The sequence below is a fragment of the Scytonema sp. UIC 10036 genome (assembly GCF_009725235.1).
Window position 1 is genome coordinate 1 of the sequence record NZ_WJFC01000291.1, and the last position, 12,883, is coordinate 12,883.

The following is a 12,883-nucleotide window of genomic DNA, read 5'->3' on the forward strand; positions in this document are numbered from 1 at the left end:
ATGCTGACATCATCAATTTGAATGCTAGGTGATGCGTCATCGTTGGCGATCGCGATAAATGCTTGAGGTTTGACGAGGGTGGCATTGCTAGCATCAGACAATTGAATGCTGAATGTTTCGTTCTCCTCAAATTTGTTGTCATGTTTGGTAACAACAGTAATAGTTTTGCTGATTTCACCTGGTGCAAAAGTGAGTGTCGAGACATTCAAATTTTCGTAATCATCATCTGTAGTGGTAGCACTGCCATCACTGGTAGTGTAATTAACAGTAATCAGTTGCTCGCTAGGATTGGAAAGGGTAAGGGTAAATGTGGCAGTACCGCCTTCATTGATAGTGACATCGTCGCTAATATTGATGTTAGGTAGAGCATCATCATTGCTGATGGTGACAACGCCCTCTTTTTTAGTTCCCAAGTTGGCATTGCTGTCAGTGGCGAGGGTGACTTTTAATGTCTCATCTGGCTCAAATTTATTGTCAGTACTAGTAGAAACAGTAATAGTCTTGCTCGTTTCACCGGGTGCAAAGGTGATTGTGGATTCACTAGGTGCAGTGTAATCTCCGTCTGCAGTTGTAGCAGTACCATCAGTTACACTATAACTGACATCGATGCTTTGACTGCTGGGGTTGGACAAACTGACAGTTAATGTTGCTGTCTCCCCTTCATTGCTCGTCACATCATCAATGGTGACAGTGGGTAGAGCATCATCATTGGTGATGGTGACAACACCCTCTCCTTTGCTTACCAAGTTGGCATTGCTGTCAGGTGTGAGTGTGATTTGGAATATCTCATCTAACTCAAATTTGTTGTCGTCGCTGGTAGAAACGGTAATGGTTTTACTGGTTTCACCGGGTGCAAAGGTAATTGTGGATTCACCAGGTGCAACATAATAATCTTCGTCTGCAATTTCAGCAGTGCCATCCGTTACACTGTAGCTGACAATGATGCTTTCACTGCTGGGGTTAGACAAATTGACAGTCAATGTTGCTGTGTCGCTTTCATTGACAGTGACATCATTAATGGTGACAGTGGGTAGAGGATCGTCATCAGCAATCGCTATTGTGACTGCTGCTGCATTAGTCTCAATTGTTGAATTTGCTGGCGCTGTGGTTGGTTGGGGATTACTTACGGTAACTCTAATATCTTCATTAGCTTCATATACGTCATCACCCAAAAGCTCAACTGTGATTGTCTTCGTTGTGTCTCCTGGGGCAAAGCTTATAGTTCCAGATGAGGCAGTTTCTCCACCTTCAACTACAACATTGTAATCATTACCAAACTCTGCTGTTCCGCTTAAAGCATAGTCTACCGTACTTTCTACTCCAGTACCCCCACTTCGAGTCACAATTAGGGTAATGCTCTGAGAGCCACTATTACCTTCATTAACAGAAGTTGTATTTGTGGTAGAGATACGATACACAATAGGGTCATTAGCAGCAATAGTCAAAGTTGTTTCGGTGATTGTTCCAGCAACAGCACCTTTAAGAGTGCCAAAATTGAATACAATATTTTCTTCGTTCTCAGGGAGATCGTCGGAATTGATGGTGATAGTAAGAACTTGTGTTAAATCTGTACCTGTTGCGCCTGCTGTGAAGGTAACAGTGTTTGAGGAAACGATGTAATCTTGGTCTGCTAAGGCTGTACTGTTATTATTAATGATAATTGGGACAGTCACATCAGTTGCGGGAGTACCGTCCAAGGTAACAGAGATATTGACTGCGATCGCGTTATTGTCTTCTGTAATGCTGTAAGTGGCAGCACCAAAGTTAACTTTGGGAGGAACAAAATCAGATTCAACTGCACCAATGTCAACAATCTCACCGATAGTTCTTGTACTGCCTCGTTGATCGATTGTTGGGAAATTTGGGTTGCTTTGTGTATTGCTACCTGCATTGATAGCAGGGCTACCTATAAGCAGGGCGTGAGTCTCGGTAGTACCACCGTTATCAGCTAAAGGAGCAAGTTTGGGATCGGAGGCGACAATATCTGAGCCAGTGCCAAGAGTGCCTGATATTATACCACTAGTGCTACCAATCAAGTTATTCGCATTACCGTTGAAAGTACTGCCAGCAACATCAGAAGTTCCATCGCCTTCACTATTGCCAGCAATGATGCTGTTAGTAACGCTAATAGTGCCACCATTATTATAGACGCCACCACCATCACCAACATTATCATTATCGCTATCAGCAGTATTTTGCGTAATAGTACTGTTAGCAATCGTGCCATTGCTAGCAAAGACTCCCCCTGCAGAGTCTTTAGCCGTGTTACCAGAAATAGTGCTGTTGGCGATCGCAACATTATTAGCGCTATAGATCCCACCACCCAGGGAAGCTGAGTTACTGGAAATAGTGCTGTTGGCGATCGTCACACTGCTACTGCTCCAAACGCCGCCACCCTCACCGTCTGCCGAGTTACCGGAGATAGTACTGTTGTCAATAGTGACACTGCTGTCGCTGTAGATAGCACCACCATCGCCTGTCGCTGCATTTCCGCCAGTTATCTTTAAGTTGATTATAGTAAGTGGTGCTGTAGCAGAAAAGATACGAGAAGAATTATTCCCACTGATTGTCAAGCTATTTGCCCCAGTTCCCACAATTGTCACAGCTTCAGTAACATTGAGTTCTCCTGAAGTCAGAGTAATTGTGTCTGGATTGGTATCTGTAAATAATGTGCCAGTGAAGTGAATCGTATCATCACCAGGAGTCGCATTGGCATCAAGAATAGCTTGTCGCAAAGAACCAGATCCACTGTCATTGGTGTTTGTAACTTCAATAATTCCCAACACCTGGCTATATGCTTCCATCACCCCAACCTGAAACGCCAGGGGTGCTTCAATAAAACCAGTAACTACCTCCAGATTCCAATCACCACCATGAGCAGCACTTCCCGTTAAATCATCCGATGCAGCAACATCAGCACCCATCAGTTGACTCAGCTGCTGTACAAAAGCTTCTCCCTTCTCTCCAGAACCCACATTACATCCGTAAAGCAAAATATCAGCACCATCTGTCAAAGCATTTGCCCACTGCTGCAACTGTTCTTTGTAGAAATCCAGAGCATCGCTATTAAATTGAGTCGCTCCCAGTTGCAAGCTACCTTCCGCCCCGTGGGAAACTATGTGAACAGACTGATATTTGCCATTCTGCAAAGTTTCTGTGATTTGAGCAATTCCGTCTTTTGTTGGATCTAGGATAACGATTTGGTTACCCGGTTTTACGCCAGATATTAAGCTGTGATAATCCGGAACTGTCGTATCTATGAAGACAATATTTAGATTTTCGCGATCGCTATTAGGAAGAAAGGTTTCTTCGCTATAATTTTCTTGAGAGTTTTGGGTAGTATGTTTTGTCTGTTCCATCATAGTCGTTTTTATCTCAATAGAAATTAGAGTCAAAACAGACACCTGCTGACTCAAAGAAATTGTTTTATCATTTTGTTTAAGTAGCAATTGCCGAAGCTAACATTAAGGCAATGTTGACGCACAGAATTCTCTCTAGTACGACGCATTCTGCCCTAATCTCAAAACAGCAGTCAACCTAATCATCCTTAGTTCCACACAGCTTGTTAGCAGTGATAGTTTTCGGTCTCTATCACAATTTATTCTGTATAGAAGCTAACAACTAGCGTAGTTGTACTGAAAACAGAAAGTCTCCATCACAAAGTTAAGTAAGCCGCATTTTTAAATGCACTGATAACATTTTATACAATAAAACGAAGATTATGTAAGTAGCCCTGTCAAGATGACTCATAAAATTTTGATTCAGGCGGCAATTCCTCATTTTTCTCCTCTCTGCGTACTCAGCGCCTCTGCGGTTTAAAAATAATTTATTTAACCGCCGAGACGCAGAGTACACAGAGGTAAGAGGAGAGAGAGCTATTGATTTGGTGAAGTTTTTATCCACCTTGACAGGGTATGTAGGTTGCTACAGGGTGCGGTTCCATAACTTTTTTATGTACTGCACCCAACTGAAAACCGCTATAGTTAATTGGCATATTTAGACAACGCTGAAGCATGATAGAATACATAACAAAGAATGCGGCTGAGTGTAGGATTATGACTCCTTTGACATTAAGTTTAGACACCGTTCATCTAAGTGACGAACAATTCTATCAGTTATGTCAAAATAACCGCGAGTTACAGTTTGAACGAACGACTAAGGGAGAATTAATTATTATGTCACCCGTTGGAGGTGAGAGCGGCAATCGAGAAGCTGACTTTATTATCGATTTAGGAATTTGGAATCGGCAAACTAGTCTCGGTTATACCTTTAGTTCCTCCACTGTATTTAAGTTACCCAATGGTGCAAACCGTTCTCCTGATGCTGCTTGGATTCAAAAGGAACGTTGGCAAGCACTTACTCTCGAACAAAGACGTAAATTTCCCCCCATCGAGCCAGATTTTGTGATTGAATTAAGGTCAGCAACAGATGATTTAGAAACGCTGCGTGACAAAATGCGAGAATATATGGATGCAGGAGTGCAATTGGGATGGTTAATTAATCCTCAACAGCAGCAAGTGGAAATTTATCGCCAAGGGCAAGATGTAGAAGTGCGAAACCTGCCAACACAATTATCTGGTGAAAATCTATTGCCCGGATTTAGCTTGAGTTTATCCCCGTACTTGTAGATAGCTGCTCTACAGGTTTGAACAGTTAAATCTACCTGGCAACGATAAAATAACATTCCCCTTAAGAGGATGTTTGAAAAGTCACGAGCGATGTATCAAATATTTTTTACCCCACCCTAACCCTCCCCTTGTAAAGGGGAGGGAACCGGTTTCTCTTATTTCCCCTCTTTATAAAGGGGAGGGAACTCGATTTCTCTTATTTCCCCCCTTTATAAGGCGGGACTAAGGGGGGTAATATGGATAGGAAGCTCTAAAAAAGACCTCAAAAGTTTTCCGGATGAAGTACAAGATTGTAGAAGATGTAGAAATTTCAATTAAACCCAAGCCAGCATCTCGTTCTAAGGCTCAAATCAGTGTTGTACGTTAAATATTGATGACGCAGTTAGTATTTAAAAACCTTTTAAGGTGTTAGAGGATGTTTGAAAAGTCATGATTCATGTATCAAATCTGTACGTTCGCTCATTTTTAACCGCAAGATTTAATTAAGCCTTACAGGGGTTGTAATTCAGGCTGTGAAATGGATTCAGGCATTTTTAGTCCCATAGGAGCTTTTGGTCATTTTATGATTTATCCTATGCCTACGGCTTAAATAACCGCCTCTCTTAGCCTTTTTGAATGGTCACAAATTTTACACAAAAATAATGGTTCACGTAAAAATCCTCTTTTTCCTTTTACATTAAGGCTTTAATTCCCCTTTGGATCTCAAAATAAGCGAACGTACAGTCAAATATTTTTTACCCCACCCTAACCCTCCCCTTATAAAGGGGAGGGAACTCAATTTCTCTTATTTCCCCCCTTGATAAGGGGGGACTAAGGGGGGTAATCATGTGATTAAAATGACATCTAAATAACTGTATGGTATTCTCTAAGAGTATTCTGTTTGCCTTAAAGAAACTCATTCTCAAATAAAACAAGCTATAGACAGTTTCTGCAATTTTTCATCCAAAATTTAGACATTCAAAGCTCGTGTTGCGCGATCGCACTGTATCGAGCGAACAAAAAATCTGCAAATATTGTAAATAAAACTTTATTAAATAAGGGAATAGGGGTTAGGGATCTCGCTCCTTTGCGATCGCTATGAAAGATAGTCTTAAAAATATATGTTAAGTAAATTGTCATTCTTCTCTACCCTATATCCTACCTCTGCGACTGGCGAGTTCTTTTTCTATTGCATCTTCATCTAATAAAGATTTACCAGAAGCAACAATCCTATAGCGAATTTACCGCAAACGTTCTCCTAAGGGCGTTTTACTTGTAAAGTTGTTTGCGTAGAGAAATTTGACAAAATCTAAAACCTCCTCCTGTTTGTCTTGTGGAAGGGAACGCCACTTTGTTAATAACTCTTGTTCTGAACTCATCAGAATTTACCTACTACTGTATAGTACTTCTAGTGTGCTCGGACAATTTTATTTTAAAGGTGAAACTTCTTCCCTTTCGACATTCCCTAGTCCCTAACTATACTAAAAACGGTTTAAAACTTTACTTTTTTAAAAGTACCGTGAATCACCCCTTATCTTGTCCCTGGGCTGCTACCAGGGGATGCCTTCTTCCTTAGAGGTTCCGCCCCCGGTGTCATGAATCAGGAGGCAGAGCCTCACAGAGTGCATTCCCAGCCAGAGGCTGGGAACGAGAGAAGAAAGTTCAGCCCCAACGCCGTTTGCAGTATATTGGTCATTGGTTACCGGTCGGTAGATAAACGTATGCATAAAATGTTACTAAATACACTTTCCTTAACAAAAAGTTATATAAATAGCCAAGTCAAGCAAATATCAGATCGGTATCATTAGGTCGAACGGTAGAAAGATATACTATTTGAAAGCTGAAATCTCTAGTTTTTATCTATTTATTCGATAGGTACAAAATCTGAATATTCAAATCTTAAAATACTCATGACACTTGACCAATGACCTTTTAACCTTTTGACCAGTTATACTTTTGGCTAAATATATGGGACAAGGACTTTTGCAGATAGGAGTGACACTCTGTATCTTAATAGCGATCGCACCGCGCTTCGGTAGATACATAGCCCGTGTCTTTATGGGAGAAAAAATGCTACTCGATCCCGTTCTAAATCCCTTAGAACGAATTGTGTATTTATTAGCAGGGATGTCCAAACAAAATACTATGACAGGTTGGCATTATATCAGAGCATTGCTTTATAGTAACCTTTTTATGGGAATTTTCGCGTGTGCCTTCCTTGCTCTGCAAAAATTTTTACCCTGGAATCCCACAAGATTAGGTGCTCCTCAATGGGATATTATACTACATACAACAATTTCATTTTTAACGAACACAGACCAGCAACATTACTCAGGAGAAACCACTCTCAGTTACTTCAGTCAAACGGCTGCTCTGGGTTTTTTGATGTTTACCTCAGCAGCAACCGGGTTAGCAGTAGGGATTGCTTTTATACGAGGTTTGACAGGGAAACCACTAGGAAATTTTTACGTTGACATAACACGTTCCATCACGCGTATATTGCTGCCAATCTCAATAGTAGGAGCGATCGCATTACTAGCTTTAGGTGTACCGCAAACAATGAATGGACCTCTAGAATTAACAACTTTAGACGGAGGTACACAGTATCTTGCTAGAGGACCAATCGCTTCTTTTGAGATAATCAAACAGTTGGGAGAAAACGGTGGCGGTTTTTTTAGTGCGAACTCAGCCCACCCGTTTGAAAATCCCAGTGGTATTACCAATCTCATAGAAACCCTTGCCATGCTGAGTATTCCAGCAGCACTCATTTTTACTTATGGATTGTTTGCTAACAATACCAAACAAGCGTGGCAGTTATTCTGGATGGTTTTTGTCATCTACGTTGTTTTGATTGGTATAACAGCCATTGGCGAGTATCAAGGCAATCCCACAGTCAACGAAGCATTGGGATTGGAAGCACAGCCCAATTTAGAAGGAAAAGAACTCAGATTTGGGTGGGCGCAAACAGCCCTGTGGGCAATAACGACCACAGGAACCATGTGTGGTGCAGTCAACGGGATGCACGATTCCTTAATGCCATCAGGAATTTTTTCTACAATGCTTAGCTTATTTTTACAAATAGTGTGGGGTGGTCAGGGAACTGGAACAGCATACCTATTCATTTTCTTGATTCTGACAGTGTTTCTAACTGGGCTGATGGTGGGAAGGACACCAGAATTTTTAGGGCGCAAAATAGAAAAGCGAGAAATAATCCTCAGTAGCGTAGTGCTATTGATACACCCAATCGCAGTATTGATCCCCAGCGCCATTGCCTTGGGATTTCCCGCATCCTTGGCATTTCAAGTTCCACCACCAGGATACACAGGCACCCCGGAATTTCACAACATTTCACGAGTGGTTTATGAATACGCTTCAGCAAGTGCCAATAACGGCTCGGGCTTAGAAGGGTTGGGCGATAGTACTTTATGGTGGAACTTAAGCACTTGCGTGAGCTTGTTAATGGGGCGTTACATACCAATTATCGCCATTTTACTGCTAGCCGACAGTATGACACGCAAACAAGCAGTACCAGAAACGCCAGGAACTCTTAGAACAGATACTACCCTATTTACAACGGTGACAGCAGGAGTCATTTTAATTTTGGGGGTACTGACATTTTTCCCCGTTTTAGCTTTAGGACCCCTAGCCGAAGGGTTTAATCTTAAATAATTTTGTTAGTAGTTAGTTGATAGTGGTTAGTAGTTAGTTGATAGTGGTTAGTAGTTAGTTGATAGTGGTTAATAGTTAGTTGTATTTCCACTAACCACCAACCACCAACCACTAACCACCAACCACTAACCACTAACCATTATGGACACCAGACCACCATATTCCCGTAAAAGTGAGCGTCGCCAAGCACGTAAAAAATCGAAGGTTCGCACAAAAGGGATATATATCCGAGCAATAAAAGACGCTTTTGTCAAGCTAAATCCTAAATATGCAATGAAAAACCCAGTTATGTTTCTGGTTTGGGTGGGGACTCTCATCACTTTATTAGTGACTGTTAACCCTTACCTATTTGGTCCGGTAAAAGGAAATAACTTGCGTCTTTTGAACGGATTGGTGACAGGTATTTTATTCTTCACCGTTTTATTTGCTAACTTTGCTGAAGCAGTTGCTGAAGGGCGGGGTAAGGCACAAGCAGATGCCCTACGTTCAACAAAGTCAGAAACCGTTGCTAAAAAACTGGGAGATGATGGAGCGATCGCAGAAGTTTCTTCCACTAGCTTAAGAACAGGTGATACAGTGTATGTGGTTGCTGGTGATGTCATCCCTGCTGATGGGGAAGTGATTATGGGTGTTGCCAGTGTGGATGAATCAGCAATTACCGGAGAGTCTGCGCCTGTCCTCAAGGAAACCGGATCGGACGTAGCTAGTTCTGTAACTGGTGGTACGCGGGTTATTTCTGATGAACTGATTATCCGAATTACAGCAGATCCAGGTAAAGGGTTCATCGATCGGATGATTTCCTTGGTGGAAGGTGCTGAAAGAACGAAAACACCCAACGAAATTGCTCTAACGGTATTGCTAGCAGTGTTGACGCTAGTCTTTTTGTTCGTTGTGATGACAATTCCTGCGATCGCGGGATATGTAGGCAACTCCATTAATATCGCAATATTAGTAGCGCTATTAGTAGCATTGATCCCCACCACCATTGGAGGATTGCTCAGTGCCATAGGGATTGCGGGAATGGATCGAGTTGCCCAGTTTAACGTCATTGCGACTTCCGGAAGGGCAGTAGAAGCATGTGGTGATGTTAGTACGCTAATCCTTGATAAAACAGGTACCATTACTTTGGGTAACCGATTAGCTGAAGAGTTTATTCCCATTAACGGTCATTCTATGGAAGAAATCGCCCATGTTGCGTTAACAGCTAGTATATTTGATGACACGCCTGAAGGCAAATCTATTTTGCGGCTGGCGGAAAGATTGGGAGCAACAATTCATTTTCAACGAAGCCAAGCAGAAGCCGTGGAGTTTTCAGCAAAAACGCGCATGAGTGGTACAAATCTACCTGATGGTAGCCAAGCCCGTAAAGGTGCAGTTTCAGCCATTAAGGGATTTGTACGTTCCCGTAACGGAAACAGTTCTGAAGAACTTGATATAGCCTACGAAAGAGTCTCACAACTAGGAGGAACACCGTTAGCCGTAGCCTTAGATAGTGAGATATATGGTGTCATTTATTTAAAAGATATTATTAAACCCGGTATTCGCGAGCGTTTTGAGCAGTTACGGCAGATGGGAGTCCGAACTATCATGCTAACTGGTGACAACCGCATTACAGCATCTGTCATTGCCAAAGAAGCAGGAGTCGATGATGCGATCGCAGAAGCCACCCCAGAAGACAAAATTGCCGTCATTCAAAGAGAACAAGGAGAGGGTAAATTAGTAGCGATGACAGGAGACGGAACTAATGATGCACCAGCACTTGCTCAAGCAAATGTTGGTGTAGCCATGAATACAGGAACTCAAGCAGCAAAAGAAGCTGCCAACATGGTAGATTTAGACTCCGATCCCACAAAGCTAATTGACATTGTTGGTATAGGCAAACAGCTCCTCATGACACGTGGGGCTTTAACTACATTTTCCATTGCCAATGATATTGCTAAATATTTTGCGATTATCCCAGTTTTATTTACTGCAGCTAATCTACAAAGTTTAAATGTTATGAAGCTAAGCAGTACAAATTCAGCTGTGCTAGCAGCATTAATTTACAACGCTTTGATTATTCCAGCATTGATTCCTCTAGCACTCAAAGGTGTAAAGTTTAGACCATTAACAGCTAATCAATTATTACAACGAAATATTTTTGTTTACGGATTGGGAGGTGTAATAGCACCATTTATTGCAATTAAGTTAATTGATATATTGCTAACTGTAGTCGGAGTAGTTTAACAGTAATCAATGACAAATGGCTAATTGCTAATTGCTAATTGCTAATTGCTAATTGCTAATGACAAATGACAAATGACAATTAAATTTTTATGTTTATTATTAGAGAAATTATTAAAGCAATTCGTCTGACATTAATTCTTTGGTTGTTGACTGCGATTATCTATCCCTTAATCATACTGGCAGTAGGTCAATTTGTATTTCCTTATGAGGCTAATGGCAGCATTAAGCTGAATATTCAGGGAGAACAATTTGGTTCAGATTTAATTGGTCAACAATTTACATCTGAACGATATTTTCGTTCTCGTCCTAGTGCGGTGGAATACAGCCAAGGCAAAGAAGCACAACCAACTGGTATATCTGGAGCCAGCAATTTAGCTCCAGGAAATTCCGCTTTAATTAAGCGGATTTCAGAAGAGATAACTCAGCTAAAAGATGAAGGTATTCAACCCTCTGCTGACTTAGTTTATGCCTCTGGTTCTGGTTTAGATCCTCATATCTCAGTCAAAGCAGCACGCGAACAGTTGGAAAGAGTTGCTCGCGCCCGCGATCTTCGTCCAGATGAGGTGTTGCCTTTTATAAATAGATATACAGAAGGGAAGTTTTTAGGTATTTTTGGTGAGCCTGTAGTAAATGTTTTAAAGTTAAATTATGCCTTAGATGTGGATGAATTTGACCGACAAAAGCAAAATAGATAATTTGGCTAATGGTTAATGACTTAAGCCCGGTACGACGGGGTAAACACAAAATTTATATTGGGATGGCTCCAGGGGTTGGGAAAACATACCGAATGTTGGAAGAAGCCCACGCACTAAAACGTGAAGGTATTGATGTGGTGATTGGGCTTTTAGAAACTCACGGACGCAAAGAAACGGCACAAAAAGCAGAGGGTTTAGAGATCGTTAAGCGCAAACAAATTTCTCGTAGTGGTTTGGTGTTAACAGAAATGGACACTGACGCAATCGTAGCGCGATCGCCTCAATTGGCTCTAGTGGATGAATTAGCACACACCAATGTTCCCAGTTCTATTCGAGAAAAACGCTACCAAGATGTAGAGGTTATTTTGGAAGCAGGTATTGATGTTTATTCTACAATGAATATTCAGCATCTTGAAAGTCTGAATGACTTAGTTGCGAGAATTACTGGTGTGGTTGTTAGAGAACGCGTTCCCGATCGCATTCTAGATGAAGCGGATGAAGTTGTTGCCATTGATGTCACTCCTGAAACTTTGCAGGAACGTTTGTTAGAAGGTAAAATTTATGCTCCAGAAAAAATTCAACAATCGCTTGACAACTTTTTCCAACGTCGCAATTTGATTGCTTTGCGAGAATTAGCACTTCGAGAGGTTGCAGACAACGTTGAGGAAAATGCCGTAGCTGCCAATCCAAACGGTCAATTTTGTAACATACATGAAAGGATTTTAGTCTGCGTATCGACTTACTCCAACTCAATCCAATTGTTAAGGAGAGGAGCTAGGCTAGCTAATTATATGAATGCGCCTCTTTTTTGCTTGTACGTTTCCGAACCCGATCGCTTTCTGACTAAACAGGAAAGCTTGTATGTGGAAACCTGTGAAAAGCTCTGTCAAGAATTTGAAGGTGAGTTTCTTCGAGTTAACAGCCATGATGTAGCAATGTCAATTGCAGAAGTAGCCCAACAATACCGCATTACTCAAATTGTCATTGGTGCAAGTCAGAGATCGCGCTGGCAACTTCTCTTCAAAGGCTCTCTTACCCATAAGCTGTTGCGATTGCTCAAAAATATTGATTTACACATTATTTCTGAAGATCAAAGCAATTCCTCAAAAAGTATCAAATAAGTAAGTCAGCACAATTAAAGTAAGGATTATCATTTGTCATTTGCAATTAGCCATTAGCCATTAGCCATTAGCCATTAGCCATTAGCCATTAGCCATTAGCCATTAGCCATTTGTCACCAATCATGTATGAAAGGTATAAAAATTTTGAGAATTATAAATTTTCCAAAATACCCCGCTCGCAATTCATTTATAATTCATAATTCATAATTCATAATTCATAATTCATATGCGTGTAATAGGTTTAATCAGTGGTACCTCTGTAGATGGTATAGATGCAGCATTAGTTGATATTTCAGGAACAAATTTAGAGATCGAGATTGAATTAGTAGCTGGTGCAACTTATCCTTACCCAACACAATTAAGAGAACGCATTTTAGCGGTTTGTGCGGGGGAAGCCCTTTCGATGGCTGAGTTAGCAGAATTAGATGATGCGATCGCTTATACCTTTGCTCAAGCCGCCCAAAACATTCAACTCGGTCATTCACCCGCTTCTCTCATTGGTTCTCACGGTCAAACAGTGTATCATAGACCACCTATTAAAGGAGGGGGAGAGGGAGAGAAGGGG

9 protein-coding genes are annotated in these 12,883 nt (G+C 41.3%); 6 read left to right on the forward strand and 3 right to left on the reverse strand.

From position 1 onward, the window contains the following. A partial coding sequence (locus F7734_RS57140; RefSeq protein ID WP_155753027.1) for a DUF4347 domain-containing protein occupies positions 1-3,362 on the reverse strand: 3,362 nt, incomplete at its 3' end. 693 nt (positions 3,363-4,055) lie between these two features. Between F7734_RS57140 and F7734_RS57145 the strand changes: the two genes are divergently transcribed. After that, positions 4,056-4,628, forward strand: coding sequence for a Uma2 family endonuclease (locus tag F7734_RS57145; RefSeq protein ID WP_155753028.1), 573 nt, complete (start codon positions 4,056-4,058; stop codon positions 4,626-4,628). 957 nt (positions 4,629-5,585) lie between these two features. Here F7734_RS57145 and F7734_RS57150 read toward each other — a convergent pair. After that, positions 5,586-5,747 (reverse strand): hypothetical protein, encoded by a 162-nt coding sequence (locus F7734_RS57150; RefSeq protein ID WP_155753029.1) that lies wholly within the window; start codon positions 5,745-5,747, stop codon positions 5,586-5,588. Between the two features lie 101 nt (positions 5,748-5,848). Next, the gene (locus tag F7734_RS66605; RefSeq protein ID WP_347566463.1) at positions 5,849-5,986 is read right to left on the reverse strand and encodes a hypothetical protein; all 138 of its coding nucleotides are present in this window, start codon (positions 5,984-5,986) and stop codon (positions 5,849-5,851) included. Between the two features lie 589 nt (positions 5,987-6,575). Between F7734_RS66605 and kdpA the strand changes: the two genes are divergently transcribed. The 5 genes from kdpA to F7734_RS57180 form a co-directional block, all read left to right on the forward strand. Next, positions 6,576-8,276 carry a potassium-transporting ATPase subunit KdpA gene (kdpA, locus tag F7734_RS57160; RefSeq protein WP_155753033.1) on the forward strand — a complete coding sequence of 567 codons (1,701 nt, stop codon included), beginning with the start codon at positions 6,576-6,578 and terminating at the stop codon, positions 8,274-8,276. A 141-nt stretch (positions 8,277-8,417) separates the two neighbouring features. Next, positions 8,418-10,502, forward strand: coding sequence for a potassium-transporting ATPase subunit KdpB (gene kdpB / locus F7734_RS57165; protein ID WP_155753030.1), 2,085 nt, complete (start codon positions 8,418-8,420; stop codon positions 10,500-10,502). Positions 10,503-10,591: 89 nt separating this feature from the next. After that, on the forward strand, positions 10,592-11,197 hold the full coding sequence (kdpC, locus tag F7734_RS57170; RefSeq protein WP_155753031.1) for a K(+)-transporting ATPase subunit C: 606 nt from the start codon (positions 10,592-10,594) through the stop codon (positions 11,195-11,197). Positions 11,198-11,205: 8 nt separating this feature from the next. Next, positions 11,206-12,318, forward strand: coding sequence for a universal stress protein (locus F7734_RS57175; protein ID WP_155753032.1), 1,113 nt, complete (start codon positions 11,206-11,208; stop codon positions 12,316-12,318). Positions 12,319-12,544: 226 nt separating this feature from the next. Continuing rightward, positions 12,545-12,883, forward strand: a 339-nt coding sequence (locus tag F7734_RS57180) for an anhydro-N-acetylmuramic acid kinase (RefSeq protein WP_207714457.1), incomplete at its 3' end; no start/stop codon positions are given.